Origin of the sequence: Amycolatopsis sp. NPDC049868, from assembly GCF_044461365.1 — a bacterium.
In the GTDB taxonomy this organism is placed as follows: Bacteria; Actinomycetota; Actinomycetes; order Mycobacteriales; family Pseudonocardiaceae; genus Amycolatopsis.
Map to the genome: position 1 here is coordinate 248,890 of NZ_JBITKV010000005.1, position 16,270 is coordinate 265,159.

18 protein-coding genes are annotated in these 16,270 nt (G+C 68.1%); 5 read left to right on the top strand and 13 right to left on the bottom strand.

Features of this window, described 5'->3' with window-relative positions; genetic code table 11:
* Positions 1-272: 272 nt before the first annotated feature.
* Entirely contained in the window at positions 273-809 is a 537-nt protein-coding gene (locus ACIBTM_RS22905; protein WP_395879104.1) for a DUF4396 domain-containing protein, read from the bottom strand.
* Positions 799-1,356 (bottom strand): carboxymuconolactone decarboxylase family protein, encoded by a 558-nt coding sequence (locus ACIBTM_RS22910; RefSeq protein WP_395879105.1) that lies wholly within the window; start codon positions 1,354-1,356, stop codon positions 799-801. Before ACIBTM_RS22910 ends, ACIBTM_RS22905 begins: the two co-directional genes overlap by 11 nt.
* A 244-nt stretch (positions 1,357-1,600) precedes the next feature.
* Between ACIBTM_RS22910 and ACIBTM_RS22915 the strand changes: the two genes are divergently transcribed.
* Complete coding sequence (locus tag ACIBTM_RS22915) at positions 1,601-3,037, top strand: MFS transporter (RefSeq protein WP_395879106.1); 1,437 nt, start codon at positions 1,601-1,603, stop codon at positions 3,035-3,037.
* 58 nt (positions 3,038-3,095) lie between these two features.
* Here ACIBTM_RS22915 and ACIBTM_RS22920 read toward each other — a convergent pair whose 3' ends face one another.
* From ACIBTM_RS22920 to ACIBTM_RS22955, 8 genes are all read right to left on the bottom strand, one after another.
* Entirely contained in the window at positions 3,096-4,031 is a 936-nt protein-coding gene (locus ACIBTM_RS22920) for a M56 family metallopeptidase (RefSeq protein WP_395879107.1), read from the bottom strand.
* A complete protein-coding gene (locus ACIBTM_RS22925; protein WP_395879108.1) occupies positions 4,028-4,390 on the bottom strand; it encodes a BlaI/MecI/CopY family transcriptional regulator in 363 nt (120 codons plus the stop codon). The genes ACIBTM_RS22920 and ACIBTM_RS22925 overlap by 4 nt, the downstream gene beginning before the upstream one ends.
* Before the next feature lie 37 nt (positions 4,391-4,427).
* Positions 4,428-5,489, bottom strand: a complete 1,062-nt coding sequence (locus ACIBTM_RS22930) for a C40 family peptidase (protein ID WP_395879109.1) — start codon at positions 5,487-5,489, stop codon at positions 4,428-4,430.
* A 119-nt stretch (positions 5,490-5,608) separates the two neighbouring features.
* Positions 5,609-6,097, bottom strand: coding sequence for a hypothetical protein (locus ACIBTM_RS22935; RefSeq protein WP_395879110.1), 489 nt, complete (start codon positions 6,095-6,097; stop codon positions 5,609-5,611).
* 131 nt (positions 6,098-6,228) lie between these two features.
* The gene (locus tag ACIBTM_RS22940) at positions 6,229-6,816 is read right to left on the bottom strand and encodes a DUF305 domain-containing protein (protein WP_395879111.1); all 588 of its coding nucleotides are present in this window, start codon (positions 6,814-6,816) and stop codon (positions 6,229-6,231) included.
* A 59-nt stretch (positions 6,817-6,875) separates the two neighbouring features.
* On the bottom strand, positions 6,876-7,286 hold the full coding sequence (locus ACIBTM_RS22945) for a DUF6153 family protein (RefSeq protein ID WP_395879112.1): 411 nt from the start codon (positions 7,284-7,286) through the stop codon (positions 6,876-6,878).
* Between the two features lie 37 nt (positions 7,287-7,323).
* Positions 7,324-8,571, bottom strand: coding sequence for an MDR family MFS transporter (locus ACIBTM_RS22950; RefSeq protein WP_395879113.1), 1,248 nt, complete (start codon positions 8,569-8,571; stop codon positions 7,324-7,326).
* Complete coding sequence (locus ACIBTM_RS22955; protein ID WP_395879405.1) at positions 8,568-9,650, bottom strand: PLP-dependent cysteine synthase family protein; 1,083 nt, start codon at positions 9,648-9,650, stop codon at positions 8,568-8,570. Before ACIBTM_RS22955 ends, ACIBTM_RS22950 begins: the two co-directional genes overlap by 4 nt.
* Before the next feature lie 825 nt (positions 9,651-10,475).
* On the opposite strand from ACIBTM_RS22955, the gene ACIBTM_RS22960 reads away from it, so the two are divergent.
* Genes ACIBTM_RS22960 through ACIBTM_RS22970 form a run of 3 tightly spaced genes read left to right on the top strand, consistent with a single transcriptional unit; the run spans position 10,476 to position 12,228 of the window.
* Positions 10,476-10,883, top strand: coding sequence for a hypothetical protein (locus ACIBTM_RS22960; RefSeq protein WP_395879114.1), 408 nt, complete (start codon positions 10,476-10,478; stop codon positions 10,881-10,883).
* 57 nt (positions 10,884-10,940) lie between these two features.
* Complete coding sequence (locus ACIBTM_RS22965) at positions 10,941-11,987, top strand: sulfite exporter TauE/SafE family protein (protein ID WP_395879115.1); 1,047 nt, start codon at positions 10,941-10,943, stop codon at positions 11,985-11,987.
* A gap of 16 nt (positions 11,988-12,003) precedes the next feature.
* Positions 12,004-12,228, top strand: coding sequence for a heavy-metal-associated domain-containing protein (locus ACIBTM_RS22970; RefSeq protein ID WP_395879116.1), 225 nt, complete (start codon positions 12,004-12,006; stop codon positions 12,226-12,228).
* On the opposite strand, the gene ACIBTM_RS22975 is transcribed toward ACIBTM_RS22970, so the two are convergent.
* Positions 12,204-12,773, bottom strand: a complete 570-nt coding sequence (locus ACIBTM_RS22975) for a VanZ family protein (protein ID WP_395879117.1) — start codon at positions 12,771-12,773, stop codon at positions 12,204-12,206. The genes ACIBTM_RS22970 and ACIBTM_RS22975 overlap by 25 nt on opposite strands.
* Positions 12,774-12,849: 76 nt before the next feature.
* Here ACIBTM_RS22975 and ACIBTM_RS22980 point away from each other — a divergent pair, with 76 nt between their 5' ends.
* On the top strand, positions 12,850-12,978 hold the full coding sequence (locus ACIBTM_RS22980) for a hypothetical protein (RefSeq protein ID WP_395879118.1): 129 nt from the start codon (positions 12,850-12,852) through the stop codon (positions 12,976-12,978).
* Between the two features lie 539 nt (positions 12,979-13,517).
* On the opposite strand, the gene ACIBTM_RS22985 is transcribed toward ACIBTM_RS22980, so the two are convergent.
* Positions 13,518-13,877: a BlaI/MecI/CopY family transcriptional regulator gene (locus ACIBTM_RS22985; protein WP_395879119.1), complete on the bottom strand. Its 360-nt coding sequence runs from the start codon at positions 13,875-13,877 to the stop codon at positions 13,518-13,520.
* A gap of 106 nt (positions 13,878-13,983) precedes the next feature.
* Entirely contained in the window at positions 13,984-16,248 is a 2,265-nt protein-coding gene (locus ACIBTM_RS22990) for a heavy metal translocating P-type ATPase (protein ID WP_395879120.1), read from the bottom strand.
* Positions 16,249-16,270: the final 22 nt, after the last annotated feature.

Sequence of the window (16,270 nt, forward strand, 5' to 3'; positions counted from 1 at the left end):
CGGGCCCCGCGGGCGCCCCCCCCCCCCCGCGCCCCCCCCCCCCCCCCCCCCCCCCCCCCCCCCCCCCCCCCCCCCCCCCCCCCCCCCCCCCCCACACTCCACCTTTGCCTTGCTCGCGGCGACCTGGTCGAGTGTGGAGGGCCGCTCGGAGCTTAATCAACGGAGGATTGGGGACACTCAACGTCCCCGATCCTCCGTTGATCAGAACCCAGGACGACAAAAAGCCGCCCCCGGTGCGAAAGCACCAGGGGCGGCTCGGATCCGTCGTGAACTCAGTGGTGGTAGGCGTGCACGACCGCGTGCCCGGCGCCGCGGCCGATGAGCCACTTGTTGACCGGGGTGGTGAGCACGAACGCCACGGCGAGGGCGAAGGCGAGCGCGCCCCAGAACAGCACGCTGCCGAGGCCCGCCTCCATCGCGCCGGGGACGACGAGCATCACCGCGTTGTCGATGATCTCCATGACGATGATCGAGACGGTGTCGGCGGCGAGGGCGACCTTGAGGGCCTGCTTGAAGCCGACGCCCGCGCGCAGGACGCCGCGCATCGTCAGGGCGTAGCCGAAGACGAACGCCAGAGCGACGGCGAGCACGATGGTGGCGAGGTTGCCCCAGCCCAGCGCCGTGCCGATCACCATGCCGAGCACTTCGCCGATGGCGCAGCCGGTGAGGCAGTGCAGGGTGGCCGATGCCGCCATCCCCCAGGAGACCTTGCCCGGCTGATGGTGTTCGTGGCCGCCGTTGCCCGCATGCCCACCGTGGTCACCGTGGTGCTCGTGTTCGTGGTGCGAGTGGTCGTGCTCAACGGACATGGTCGTGTTTCTCCTTTGTGGACTGCTCGGCAGGCGCGGGTTCGAGTCCTGCGACGAGATTGAACGAACCGGTGAGCAGGTTGAGGGACACCAGCCCCACCGTGTCGGCGATGAGCTGATCGCTCCAGCCGTTTTCCCGCAACTCGGCGATGTCCTCGTCGCCGATCGAAGCCGGTTCGGCGAGGACCCGCACGGCATACGCGATCAGCGCGGCCTCGCGCCGGTCGGTGGAGGTGCCCTGCCGGGCCAGCGCGATGTCGTTGTCGCTGAGCCCGGCGGCCTGCGCGGCCCGGGTGTGCGCCTGCAGGCACAGTGCGCAACCGATCCATTCCTGCAGGGCGAGCGAGATCTTTTCGCTGAGGGCCCGGGGAAGCTTGACCCGCTTCATGGCCCGCGAGAAGTCGAGGTAGCCCTGAAGGAGGGCGGGGGAGTTGGCCATCGCGGAGACCATGGGGCCGGCCGAGCCACGGCGTTCGACGATGTCGCCGAGCAGCTCGGCGGACTTCGACGGCGCGTTGGCCGGATCAAGCGACTGAAGACGCTGCACGGCTCCTCCTCCTGTCGGTCGCAGGAACCTTATACCTGTAGGGGGTATCTGTCCAATGGCTCATTCGGGCCTTCGTTGTTCTACGTGACGACTCTTTGTCGTGCAACGGATTTGTCGGCAAATGGCGGCTGTGATGATCGCTACACCAATACCCCTTGGGGGTACTTGTGCGACGACGTGGATCGGTCTACCTTCAGTTCCGCAATACCCCCTAGGGGTACCGAATCCGGAAAGGACGGACGTCATGACGGAGACATCTCCCGACCCACGGCGGTGGTGGGCGCTGGGACTCATCGCGCTGGCCCAGTTCATGGTCATCATGGACACCTCGATCATCGGTGTCGCCTTACCGGCGATGCAGCAGGACCTCGGGTTCTCCCCGGGTGATCTGTCGTGGGTGTTCAACGCCTACGTCATCGCGTTGGCCGGGTTGCTGCTGCTCGGCGGACGCCTCTCGGACCTGTTCGGCGCGCGGAGGATGTTCACCGCCGGCTGGGTCGTCACCCTCGGCGGTTCCGTGGTCGCCGCGGTCGCGGGAACCGCGTGGGTCGAACTGCTCGGCCGGGTACTGCAAGGCGCGGGCGCGGCACTGATCGCGCCGTCCGCGCTGACCCTGCTGATGATGCTGTTCGGCGCACGTCCGCGTGAGCTGACCAAGGCGCTCGCGCTCTACGGTGCGGCCGCTCCCGCCGGTGGCACCGCGGGCGTGTTCCTGGGCGGCGTGATCACCGAGTGGCTGTCGTGGCCATGGATCTTCTGGCTCTATGTCCCGATTTCACTGGTCGCGATCGTGGCGACCGGCAAGCTGATGCCGTCCGCCCCGGCCCGGCGTGGCTCGGTCGACCTGGCGGGTGCGGTCGCGGCGACCGCGGGCCTCGGCCTGACCGTGTTCGGTGTCGTGCGGGCACCGGAAGCGGGCTGGGGTTCGGCGGGCACCTGGGGTGCACTGCTGGGTGGAGTCGTTCTGCTGGCGGTGTTCGTGGCGATCCAGCGGAAGCGCGAGGTGCCGTTGGTGCGGCTGGGGATCTTCCGGACGCCGAACCTCGGCGGCGCGAACCTGGCGCAGTTCCTGCTCGGGGCGGCGTGGATCCCGATGTGGTACTTCCTCAACCTGTACCTGCAGCAGGTCCTGGGTTACGGAGCGTTCGCCAGTGGTGCCGCGCTGCTGCCGATGACCGTGCTGATCGTGGTGCTGATGGTCGCGGTCGCGCCCCGGCTGATCGGCCGGTTCGGGCCGAAGAAGATGATCATCGGGGGCCTGTGGGCGCTCGCCGCGGGTCTGGTGTGGCTGTCGTTCGTGAGCCCGACGGGCAACTTCGTGGTCGATGTCCTGCCCGCGTCGCTGGTCGCCGCGCTCGGTCAGGCGCTGGCGTTCATCCCGTCGCTGGGTACCGCCATTTCCAGTGCGAAACCGGAGGAAGGCGGGCTCGCGTCGGGGATCGTGAACACCTCGTACCAGATCGGATCGGCGCTCGGTCTGGCCGCGATGACCGCGGTCGGCGTGTCGGCGGGCGCGGGGCGGATCGGTGACCCGGTCGCGCTGACCGGCGGGTACTCGGCCGCGTTCCTCGGGGCCGCGGGGATCGCGATCGCCGGTGGCTTCCTGGCCATGGCGACCCTGCGCACACCGAAGCCCGAGCCGAGTGTGGCCGGCGGAGGTGACCCGGCGGTGCTGCGATGACCGGCTGTATCCCCGTGTGGAGGGCGAGACCTATCCAGGTCCGCCCTCCACACGGGGTTCAGCAGAAGGCCAGGCTGAACGCCCCCATGAGGGCGACGGCCACGACCGCGGGGGCGGTCAAACAGGCGGCACCGCCGATGATGCCGGTCAACCCGGAGCGCAAGGGCAACCGGCGGCTGTCGTCGAGCCGGCTGATCCGGAGGGAGGTGTCGCCACCCGACATCGCGAGCGCTTTTCTAGGGCCACCCGTGGTGCCGATGGTGAGCAGCGCCGACCGCACCGGACCGGCTCCGCATTCCGCGGCCGCCGTCCGGTCGGCGGCCAGCTCGACGAACAGGCTGATCGCCTTCGGCAGCTCGCGCATGAGCGGGACGAAGCGGAGCGTCCGGCCGAGCACGTCGGCACAGCCGGTGAGCAGGTGATGACGGCTCCGGACGTGAGCGCTCTCGTGGGCGAACACCGCTCGCAGTTCGGCGGGGGTGAGCCGGGCCCGCAACCCGTCGCTCGCGACGATCACGGCCCGGCGTCCGCCCAGGCTGTAGGCGATCGGATGCTCATGCGGCAGCCACAAGGTCCGGACGCGATCCGACGGCCGGCATCCGGCCAACCGCAGCGCGTCGAGATGGCGTCGATGCAACTGGTTGCGGCGCTGCCGGCGCCTGATCGACGACGAGAGCAGCCGGATGAGCGCGAACGTCAGCAGGACTCCGGCCGTACCGCCGACCACGAGGTCGAGGGACGGTATCCCGTCGTGACTCATCGTGGCCAGGCAAGCGTCGATCAAGCGGGTGATCTGATCCGCGGGGCCGTGGCCGGGCAACGCGAGCAGGAGGACGCCGCCGACCGTGCCTGCCAGCAGGCCGATCGCGGTCATGAGCCACCAGGTGATCGCCGCCGCCGGGCTGCCCTGTGGCGTCCCGAACCTCGCCAGGACCGGTGGGGAGCACCAGCCGACGAGCAGGACGCCGAAGAGCAGCGCGGCGGCGGGGATCACCGCTTTCGCTGCTTTCGGCGCAAGGCGCGGCGCAGGATGTCCGACTCCTCCTCGGAGACCGACTGGGCGAAGTGCAGGAGTACCGATTCCGGGTCGCTCGCCGAATCGAGTACGTCCCGGAGGGCCTGAGCGGTGGACTCCTCGCGGGTGGTGATCGCCCGGTAACGGTACGCGCGGCCTTCCATTTCCCGGACGACCCACTCCTTGCGATACAGGTTGTCCAGCACGGTCATGACCGTGGTGTACGCCAGCTCGCGTTCCTTGGCGATCTCCACGAGAACCTCGCGGACCAGCATGGGTTCGGAACCGCGCCACAGCACGTCCATCACCGTGGCTTCGAGCTCGCCCAACCGACGCATGACACCTCCTGCCAGGGAGGATACCGCCCTGGCCCGGTCAGCCGACTATGCGCCTCGCGCCCATCAGGTGCCCGTCACCCTTCATCGAGCGCACGTCGACGAGCTGTCCTTCGGTCGGAGCGTCGACCATCTTCCCGCTGCCCACGAACATGCCGACGTGGTGGATGGCACCGGGATTGCCGGTCCCGTCGTCATAGAACAGCAGGTCGCCCGGCTGCAACTGGTCGAGCGAGACCGGTTTCCCGGCCGTGTACTGCTGACGGCTGGTGCGAGGAATGGAGACGCCCGCCTGGCGGTAGGCCCAGGAGGTCAACCCGGAACAGTCGAACTCGGCGGGGCCGGTGGCGCCCCATTCGTATTCGGAGCCCCGTTTGGACAGTGCGGCTTGCAGTGCGTCGTTCGCCGCTCCGGGCGGGCCGAGATAAGAGCCACTGTCCTGGACCTTGCCCAGTTTGGCCTTGTCCTGCGCCGGAAGCGCCCCGAGCGCTTGACGAACCTGTTTGATCTGCCGGTCGAGGTCGTTCTTCCGGCTGGTGACCTGGTCCACCGCCCACTGCGCGGCCGCTGTCGCCTCGCTCGCCCGCTTCTGGGCTTCCGCCGCCTGTGCTCGCCCCTTGGCGGCCCGATCGAGCACGGTCCTCAGCCCGGCGAGCGCGTCCGCTTTCTGCCCGGACAACAGGGAGATCGCCGCGGACTTCTGCAGGAACTCCGTCCGGCTGCCGCTGTCGAGCAAGGCCGCGAGCTGATTGACCGAAGACGCTCCCTGGAAGTTCGCGGCGACGAGCTTGTCGACCTCGCCCCGGAACTTCGTGATGGAGCCCTCCGCGTCCGCCAATTCCTTGCCGGCGGCCGCGAGATCGGCATCGGCCTTGGCGCTCGTGGCCTTCCGTGCGGCCAGGTCGTCTTGGGCGGCGGAGAAATCCTCCTCGGCCTTGGCGGCCTCCGCGCCGAGGCGCTGGTAGCGGGACATCGGATCCTGTGCCTCGGCGGGTGGCGGCGCCGGCTGAGCGCTCGCGGGGACCGTGCTCAATCCGAGCGGGAGAACGACGGCGGCGGTCAGGACGCGCAGTGAAGCCGTACGGCGTCGGTGCGGTGTCACGGGTGCTGGATCTCCTGTCGTGTTTCGAGCTGGTCGTGGACCGCCCCGAGGGCCCGCGGGTCACCGTAAGGTAACGAGCCGCGCTTGTCCACTACTTCGCTTAGTACTAGTGACGATCGCTACTGCTTGCGCCGATACAGGCTCACCAAGGTCGGTTCGCGCGAAACTTCGGTGAGCCGGGCACGGTGCACCCGGCGTAGTCCGGCCATTTCGGCGATCAGGTCGAGCTCGTCGGCGATGTGGACGTGCGCGCCGTGCCGAGGTTCGGCTCGCTCGGGCGGCACTTCGACGAGAATGATGCCGTCCGGTGTGACGTGTTCGGCGACGTCGCGCAGCAAGCGAATCCGAGAGCGCAGACTTTCCCTGTCGGCCAAGGAATCCGGGCTCAACAGGATCGAGTCGAAGTAGGTTCCCGCGGGCAGGGTGATATCGAGATCGTCCACATTGGTCGCGACGGTCGCCATGAACCCCGCATCCGCGAGAGACGCCTTCATGTCTTCGTCCGCCGCGCCGATATGCAGGACGCGAGGCTCTTGCGTCCACGAGCGCAGGAGCTGCGCGAGGTGGCTTCGGGCCGGCGTGACGATCCGGAGCGCATGACGCGACATCGATCACCTGTCGTCCGAGTCGAAAGGGGAGGCGGCAAGTAGTACTAGGCATGATAGTAGCCAACGTCGAGGGATCCCGTCGAGACCCGGCGGGCGGCCGCCGGGCGCGGAAAGCGCCCGGCGGCAATGAATCAGCCCTGCGGGAGCAGCCCCTGCATCTCGCGGATCTCGGCTTCCTGCGCGTCGATGATCTTCTGGGCAAGCGCCTTGGCTTCGGCGTTGGACCCCTTGGCGAGTTCGGTCTTCGCCATGTCGACCGCGCCCTGGTGGTGCCTGATCATCATGCCGAGCCACATCTTGTCGAAGTCGGCACCCTTGGCCTGTCCGAGTTCCTTCATCTCGGCCTCCGTCATCATGCCGGACATGGACCCGTGGTCCATGGGCATACCCGAGCTCGCCGCCGGTCCGGCGCCCCAGGCGGCCAACCAGTTCTTCATCTGCTGGATTTCCGGATCCTGAGCCTTCTCGATGCGGCTCGCGAGGTCGATGACCTGGGGGTTCGTGCTGCGCGACGGCACCAGTCCGGACATGTCCAGTGCCTGGCCGTGGTGTTCGATCATCTGCTGGGCGAACGCGATGTCGTCCGCGTTCTGGCCGGCCTGCTGGCCCGCCGGCGGATCATGGTCCATTCCGGACATTCCGGTGTCGTTGCCGCTACAGCCCGCGAGACCGAGCGCGGCGACCATGGCGACACCACTGACGATCAGTGATTTGCGCATGCTGAATACATCCTTGTTCGTTTGCTGAAATGGGTGTGATCGACGAGGAAATCCGTCCATCACACGCGCAACACGCACAAGGAGTTCAAAATCAGCCTGCCGGGCCGGTCCGGAGGTCTGGACGGTGGCGGCGGTGCCCGGGGACCGGCGGGCTCGGTCGCCCCGCGCACCGGATGGGCGCGGCGTGACCGGAAAAGCAGTCCCAGCCCGGCGAGCAGGGCGCCGATCGCACCGAGCACGGCGAGGCACAGGTGCAGGAAGCCGTGGTCGTCGTGCGGCGAGGTGGGATGGTCGCCGTCCTGCTCGGTGGCGGCGGTTCCTTCACCGTGTCCGACGACGGCGACCTGCGCCGCCGGAGACATTTCCGGCATACCCGCCGACGTCGTCAAGTGGTGCATCGCCATGAGGCAAAAGGCGAGCACACCCAGCAGGAAGACCCGCTGGGTCCTGCCGAGCGCGCTCGCCGTCATGGCCCGAGGTTACCTGTCCGCTTCGGTGTCACGGCTTTCACGCCGCCACCGGGGTGAGGCGTTCGGCTTTGTCGAGCGCGCGCAGGCACCAGGCGCAACCGGCGCCGATCAAGGCGAGGACGGCCCATGGTGCCGCTGGTGCACCGGCATTTCTCGCGATGTCCAACGCGGTTCCGGTGAGCAGGTTGCCCAGCAGGATGCCCACGCCGACCACGGTGTTGTAAAGCCCATAGTGGGTCGCGACCAGCTTGCCCTCGGAAAGGGTGACGATCGTGTCCATTTCGAACGGGAACACCACGATGGTCCCCAGTGCCAGCAGGGCGGCCGAGAGAATCAGCGATGCCCAGCTCAACGCCGCCGTCGCGGCCACGGTGAGCATGGGCGGGAGAAACGCCGCTCCCATGAGCAGGAGACCGAAGGCGAGACATTTCCCGGATCCCCACCGCCGCCTGCACCACGCGGTGATCCGCAGCTGACCGGCGATCGCCAGCCCGCCGGACACCGCGAACAGCAGTGCCACCAGTGTGGTTCCGGCCACGCCGGGACCGGCGACCCGGCGAGCCTCCAGGGGAAGGGCGAGATAGACCTGGAACGACAGGACGTACGAGCCGATCATCGCGAGCGAGAACAGCACGAACGAGCGGTTGCCGAACGCGGTCGCCCAGTCCTGCCGGATCGAGGTACGTGCGGCCGGATCGCCCTTGGCGCGCGAGCGTGGCGGCAGGGACCGGATCTGCAGCACGGTCAGGACCGCGAACACCGCGGCCGCGACGAGGCAGGTCACCTGGAAGGCGAAGCTCGTCAGCACCAGCCCGACGACCGGGCCCAGCAGGATGCCCGCCTGGTAGAACACGTTGAACAAGGCGAAGGCTTCGACCCGCCGCTCCTCACCGGCGTCTTCGGCGAGGTAGGCCCGCACGGCCGGGTTGAACAACGCACCCGCGAAGCCGGTGGCCGCCGAGGCGATGATCAGCGCCGGAACCGAATCGACCAGGCCGAGCAGGGCGAACCCGCCGGTCCGGAGCGCGCATCCGGCGACGATCAGCGGTTTGTAGCCGAGCCTGTCGGCCAGGGTGCCGCCGATCAGGAACATGCCCTGCTGGGAGAAGTTCCGCACGCCCAGGATGAGCCCCACCGCCCAGCCCGCCAGTGCCAGATCGGCCGACAGATGGCCGGCGAGATAGGGCATCAGCATGTAGAAGCCCAGATTGATGGTGAACTGGTTCAGCATCAACAGCTGGGAAGGCCGGTCGAACGACCTGAACTTGACGGCCAGATCCTTCACGCCCGCACCTCGGACGGGTCGATGACGTGCGCGCACCGTGTCCACCGCTCGACGACCTGTTCGGCGGGATCGTCGACGACGTCCGGTTCGGCCGCGGGGGTATGGCCGAGCAAGCCGTTCGCCGCGCAGTAGTCGTCGTTGTAGACGGTGTCGAAGTAGCGGTGGGGGCCGTCGGGGAAGATCGTGACGATCCGGGTGTCCGCCGCTTCCGTCCTCGCCAGCCAGCCGGCCACGAGTGCGACCGCTCCGACGCTCCACCCGCCGGTCGCGTGGTGCGACGAGGCGAGCCGGCGGCAGGTCCACACCGCCTCGGCCGGGGCGACCCAATGGACTTCGTCGAAACCGCCGTAGTCCACATTGCGCGGATAGATACTCGAACCGAGTCCGCGCATCAACCGGGGGCGTGCGGACTGCCCGAAGATCGTGGAACCGATGGTGTCGACGCCGACCACCTTCAGCCGCGGATAGTGCTCGCGCAGGACCCGCGAGACACCGGCCGAATGCCCGCCGGTGCCCACCGAGCACACCAGGACGTCGACGCGGTCGAGCTGATCAACCAGCTCCAGCGCGAGCGGTTCGTAGGCGGCCACGTTGTCCGGGTTGTTGTACTGGTCGGGGCAGTACGCCTCGGGTTCCTCGGTCAGGAGCTGCCGCACGCGGTCCCGCCTGGCCTGCTGCCAGCCGCCGGTCGGATGCGGGGCGGTGACGAGCTCGACACGGGCGCCGTGTGCGGCCAGCATCCGGTGCACGATCGGTTCGAGGCCTGGGTCGGTGACCACGGTGACCGGGTGGCCGTAGACGATTCCGGCGAGGGCGAGGCCGAGCCCCAGCGTGCCACTGGTCGACTCCACGATCCGCGCACCCGGAGCCAGGTCGCCCCGCTCGCGGGCGCGGGCGATCATGTGCAAGGCAGGGCGATCTTTCATCCCGCCGGGATTGAATCCTTCGAGCTTCGCCCAGAAGCCGCGGTCCGGCGCCGCCGGCTCGTCGATCCACAGCACCGGGGTGTTGCCGACCGCGCTGGCCGGATTCCGGCCGTGTGTGACGGTCCGTTGGCCGGGGAGTGTGGTCCCGGACATGGTCGAGCCGTTGGCGGACAAGGGAGTCCTCATCGAGATCTCTTTCGGTGAGTCGTCGCGAGGATGCGACGGTCGAATGGAACGTGGGCGGCCGGGTCGTCCGGACCGATCACGTTCGCGCGACAGAGATCTCGATGAGCAAAGCGCGTCCGGCTGTGCACGGATCCCGCCCCGGGCTCTCCTGGCCGGGAGAATGAGCCGGTGAGCGGAATGATCCGGGGAACGTGTTCTCCGCGGGAATCGGCTGCCACGTCGTATCCGCGGTTCCTCGTGTGCCGCGATGAATCGCGTCCGTGGCCTTGTGCTGCCGGTGTGCGTGGTGCTCGGGCTCACAATCGTCGGCCAGCGGGGCGGGCGTCGCGACGCCGGTGGCGACACGCTCGTCCGCGTGGGGATGCGTTTGCGGGAAACATTGCCCCAGCTGCAGCGCGAGAAGCCACAAGAGCAGAGTGGCGAGCCACAGCATCGGCCCCACTCTGCGACGCGGCGTAGTCGGATAGCCCCTCACAGTCATCGGACCGTATCAGTAAAGATCTTCCGTCTGCCACCTTCAATCGTACTAATCCTGTTAGTAGTCGAGAATTCACTCGATTCCGCGCTCGACTACTACCGGCGGTAGTGGGGATACGAAAAAAGGCGGGTGCGGAGTCATGCGGGACTCCGCACCCGCTGGCGCGCGTCGTCAGGGGGAGGGAGCGACGCGCGCGTCGCGGAACGCCGCGAGGGCGCCCTGGCGGCGCTGATACTAAGTATAATAGTAGTTGGTTGGCAAGGGTGGCGAAGCCGAACACCGATTTGACGACCGGTCTCCGTATCATCGCCGTCGTGACGTGGACGGCCCGCCGGACGGCAGCCGTGCGAGGACGACTCGCACGGTTCGTCGCCGTGCTGGCCGTCCTCGCGGGGGTGGCGTTCGCGGCCGGTTCGCAATGCACCGAAGGCATGGCCATGCCGATGGTGCACGGCATGGGCCACGTGGGCTCATCAACGGAGATGCGAGCCGCCGTCCCTGATGCGGCCGAAAGCGGTGGAACGCTCGACCATCAGGGTCTGGGTGGAACGCTGGCGGCCTGCCTCGCTTTCCTTCTCGTCGTCGTCACGGCCGTCGCGGCGTTGCCACCTTCGCGGTCGCGGGGCCTGGTGACGGCTTTCAGGCGAGTACGCGTCGTGGTGACCCCCGCCGTCTGGTCTCGTACCCCGCGGCTGGAGGAACTCTGCCTTCTGCGCACGTAGGAGAAGTCTGCCCGCACTCACCGGCTTCTCACTACTTTCCTCTCAGGAGGCTTTCGCATGAATCTCGCTGCTGTCCTCATCACCGGCTTGTTCGCCGGCGGTGTGTCCTGTGCCGCCGTCCAAGGTGGACTGCTGACCGGACTGATCACCCGCCAAAAGGCGGCGACCGCCTCATCGGCCCATGCCCGGCCCGTGCGCGAGGTGGATCGGCGGGGGTGGCGCGCCCAGCTCGGTGACGACCTCGCGCCGGTCGGCGGGTTCCTCGCCGGCAAACTGGTTTCGCACACATTGCTCGGCGCGCTACTGGGAGCCGTCGGCGGCGCTGTCGAACTGTCCGTCGGCGCCCGCACCTGGCTTCAGATCGGCGCCGGTCTCTTGATCATCGTCTTCGGGCTGGCGCAGCTCGGCGTGCCCGGCTTCCGCCGGGTGGTCGTCGAACCGCCGATCTCGTGGACGAAGATCGTCCGGAACCGGGCACGGTCGCAGGCCGCGCTGGCTCCGGCACTGCTCGGCCTGGCCACCGTCCTCATTCCGTGCGGCGTGACGTTGTCGGTCGAAGCCCTCGCGCTGACCTCGGGCAGCGCGCTCGCCGGCGCGGCGACGATGGCGGTGTTCGTACTCGGAACCGGACCGTTGTTCGCGATCCTCGGCTACGCCGCCCGCAAGGCCGCGACCGCGTGGCAAGGCAGGCTCGCCATGGTGACCGGGCTCGTGGTGCTGGCGATGGGCTTCTACACCCTCAACGGGGGCTTGGAACTCGCCGGATCGCCGCTGTCCGCGAGCCGTATCGCGCAAGCCGTCGGCGGTTCGGCCGCCGACACCGCGGCCGCGTCCACAGTGGACGGTAAGCAGACCGTGGTGATCACCGCGCGCACCGGTTCCTACAGCCCGGAGAACGTCCAGGCGAAATCCGGGGTGCCCACCACGCTGGTGATCAAGTCGGAAGGGGCGCAGGGTTGCGTGCGCTCGTTCGTCATCCGCGACGAACAGAAGATCCTGCCGGTCAAGGGAGAGACCCGGATCGAGCTGGGTGTCCTGCGGCCTGGGCGGTTGGATTACGCCTGCGGCATGGGCATGTACACCGGCGTCCTCACCATCGTCTGAGTTCCAGGAGCATGTCATGGCATCAACCGAGAAGTTCACCTTTCAGGTCGAGGGTATGCACTGCGGCAGCTGCGCCTTGCTCATCGACGACGCGCTGGAAGATCTCCCCGGCGTGCTGAGCACGCAGACGACCATGAAGAAGGGGGTCAGTATCGTCGAGCTGGACGCGGATCGGAGTAGCGTCGAGGACGTGATCAAGGTGATCGAGGAGCTGGGCTACCGCGCATCTCCACGGCCCTGATCGTCGGCCTGCCCGGGCGTGGCGCCCTCGGATGCCTGCCTGCGCGCTCGTCGCAGCAGCAGGTGGCCGAGCGCCACGCCGAGCACGGCGCCGGCCGTGTTGGCGGCCTGATCGGACAGACTGCAGTACCGGCCGGGGATCAAGGCCTGCACCGGTTCGATGAGCGCGGGAAGCAGGAACGCGAAAAGCAGTATCGGCAGCGCGCGCTCGGTCGCCAGGGTCGCGGCGCAGGTCAGGGGAAGCAGCAGGAGGGCGTTGAGCAGAGTGCCGCCGAGCCCGCCGCCGGAATGCAGGAGCCCGTCGATCAGGTTCGCGTCACCGATGGACAGACAAGGGTGAAACTCGCTGAAGCCCGAGTCTTCACCGGGAGTCAGGGTGAGGGCCAGGGAGGCGGCGAGCAGCACGAGCGTCGTCAGGGTGGCGTTCCTGCCCCAGCCGGTGCGGGCCGCGAGCAGCTTCGCCGACGGCAGGCTGAGCAGGCAGCCGGCGACCAGTGCGACCAGTGTCCAGATCGAAATGGGCACGTGAGTGCCGAAGACCGTCACTGTCGCTCCTTGCTATCGGGTCGATCACCTGTCCTGCTCGTGTCCCCCTCGTTGTCGCGGTGTCGGCCTTCATGGCTTGGAGCAGGCGGACGACCGGTGCCAGATCATCGACTTCCCGGCGACAGATCCGGCAGAACCGAATGTGTCGCTCGAAGCCCGCTCGTTCGGTCTCGTCGAGGATGTCGATCAGGTAAGCGGCGGCTGAGCCGTCGAGGGGGCAGAAGTCGGCCATCGCGCCTCCTCGGGCTCGGTCCGATTATCTACTATAAGACTTAGTAATAGTCGGCGGGTTGGCAATCGGCTTGACGAGTGACGTGGGGGCGGGGAGCGCGTACTGGGTGCTATCACGCTTGGTGGCAGGTGCCTACGTGCCTTCCCGAGTACATGAAGGCCCCCATCCTTGCGCCTAGGTACAGGAAGGGGGCCTTCATGTACCGCAGCTGTCCAATCTGCCTCGTGAGTGGCGATTCGGCTTAGGGGCAACGGCTTCTTGGGTACCTACTGGATTTGGCTGCGGCTTGGACGCGTGGCAGGTCTGTGAAGGCCTCCTTGCCTACCCTGAAGGTAGTGAAGGAGGCCTTCGCGGACTCGGCGATCGCCACGCTCGTCTCAGGCGCTCCAGCAGTCACAGCGGCTGCGCGTGAAGGACCCCTTCCCTCGGCTGAGCCGAGGAAACTCGACCTTCACACCTTCATGTACCTCACCTGTCCGGGAAGTGTCCCTTGTGGACAGTCAGGCGCGCGGTCATTCGCGAGCCGTACCGCGCAGACCCTTGCGCAGTACCGCTGATTCCTCGGGCGACACCGTCGTGGCGAAGTGGAGAAGGACGGCCTCCGGATCACCGGACTCGTCGAGGACTTCCCGTAGCGACTTCGCGGCGGCTTGAGCCCGGCTTTGGGCGGGGTGGTAGACGAACGCCTTCCCGCGGCGTTCGCGTTCCACCCATCGCTTGCGGTGCAGGTTGTCGAGCACGGTCATCACCGTGGTGTAGGCAAGCTTCTTTCCGGTGTCGAGTTGTTCGAGGACGTCGCGGACCTTCAGCGGGATCTCGGCACGCCAGAGGATGTCCATCACCGCACTCTCGAGATCGCCGAGACCGCGCATAAGACCTCCCTGCCGTCCGTCGTGACGCTCCTGCCTTCGCTGTCTACTAGGTGTGACCGTAGCACTCGGCGGGAGGCGTTTCCGCAGGTTCGCCCTGTGCCGGCGGTTATCCGGACAGGCTGGGCAGCCTCAGCCGCTTGAGGGCGAGTGCGTTCACCGCGACGATCAGACTGGAGCCGGACATCGACAGCGCGGCGATCTCCGGGCGGAGCATGAGACCGAAAGCCGGTTCGAAAACACCGGCGGCGATCGGTAGCGCGATGGTGTTGTAACCGATGGCCCAGCCGAGATTCTGGCGCATCTTGCGCAAGGTTCCGCGGCCGATGCGCAAGGCGACCGGAACGTCGAGCGGATCGGACCGCATGAGGACGACATCGGCGGTCTCGATCGCGACGTCCGTGCCCGCGCCGATGGCGATGCCGAGGTCGGCCTGTGCCAGCGCCGGGGCGTCGTTGACGCCGTCGCCGACCATCGCGACCTTGCGTCCGCCGCGCTGCAACTCGGCGACTTTCGCGGCCTTGTCGCCGGGCAGCACCTCGGCGATCACGGTGTCGATACCGAGCCGGGCGGCGATCCGCTCCGCTGTCGCCTGGTTGTCGCCCGTCAGCATGACGACTTCGACGCCGAGGTCGTGCAACGCCCGGACGGCGGTCTCGGAGGTTTCCCTCGGTGCGTCCGCGATGCCGATCACTCCGGCCGCGACGCCGTCGACCGCGGCCAGGACCGCGGTGCGTCCGGTCGCGGCCAGTTCGTCCCGGCGCGGGCCGAGTGCCGCGAGGTCGATGCCCTCCCGCTCCAGCAGCCGTCGGTTGCCGACCACCACGCGATGCCCACCGACCTGGGCGATCGCCCCGTGGCCGGGCACGTTTTCGAACCGATCCGCGCGTAGTCCGTCCAGTTCGCCCGCATGGCGGACGATCGCCTCGGCGAGCGGGTGCTCGGACTCGCGTTCCACCGTCGCGACCAGCCTCAGTAGTTCCGCCTCGCCCAGACCGTCCGCGATCACGTCGGTCACCTCGGGCTCGCCCTTCGTGAGTGTGCCGGTCTTGTCCATCACGACGACCTCGATCCGCGCGGAGGTCTCCAGTGCCATGGCGTTCTTGAACAGCACACCGCGTTTCGCGCCGAGGCCGGTCCCGACCATGATCGCGGTCGGAGTGGCGAGACCGAGCGCGTCCGGGCAGGTGATCACGACGACGGTGATGGCGAACAGAATGGCCGTGGCGAACGCGCTGCCCGCCAGCAACCAGGCCGCGAGAGTGGCGCCACCGCCGATCAGCGCCACCAGCACCAGCCAGAACGCCGCCCGGTCGGCGAGGCGCTGGCCCGGCGCCTTGGAGTTCTGCGCCTCCTGCACGAGCTTCACGATCTGTGCGAGGGCGGTGTCCGAGCCGACCTTGGTGGCGCGGACGCGCAGGGTGCCGTTGGCGTTGATGGTGGCACCGATGACGGTGGAGCCGGGCGCCTTGTGCACGGGCAGGCTTTCGCCCGTGACCATCGATTCGTCCACTTCGGACTCGCCGTCCTCCACGACCCCGTCCACGGCGATCTTCGCGCCGGGGCGCGCCAGCAGCAGGTCCCCGACGACCACCTCGGCCGTCGGCACTTCGACGGTATCGCCGTCGCGGAGCACGACCGCCTTGGGCGGGGCGAGATCGAGCAGGGTGCGGATCGCGTCGTTCGCCCCACCTCGGGCGCGCATCTCGAACCAGTGTCCCAAAAGGACGAAAGCGGCGAGGACGGTCGCGGCTTCGTAGAACACCTCGCCCCCGCCGGTGAGCGTGATCACCAGCGAGTACAGCCAGCCCGCGCCGACGGCCACCGCGACGAGCACCATCATGTCGAGCGTGCGGTGCCGCAACGCGCGCACCGCGCCGTCGAAGAAGATCCAACACGAGTAGAAGATCACCGGAAGGCTCAGCAGCAACGCCCACACGTCCTGCCGGACGCCGAACGGTGTCGGGAGGTGGAGCCCGAAGACCTCGGTGCCGATCGGCGACCACAACACGATCGGGATGGAGAACAGCGCCGCTACCAGGAACCGGTCGCGCATGTCGGTGACCATCCCGGACATCGACATTCCCGTGTGATCGCCGTGGCCGGTGTGCTCCGGCTCCGTCGCAGGGTCGCAGATATGCCGCGGAACCGACTGGCCCGCACAGTGGTAGCCGCAGTCGATCACCCACTGACGCAGGGCCGCCACCGACGTCACGGCCGGGTCGAAGCGCACCGTCGCGGTTTGCGCGACCGGGTTCACCTCGACGTGATGGACGCCCGGCTGCCTGCCGAGCTTGGCGTCGACGACGTTCTGCTCACTCGCCCAGTGCAGTCCGCTGACGTCGAGCACGGCGGTGCGGGTGTGGTCGCTCATGGTCATGCCTTTCCGGGCCGGC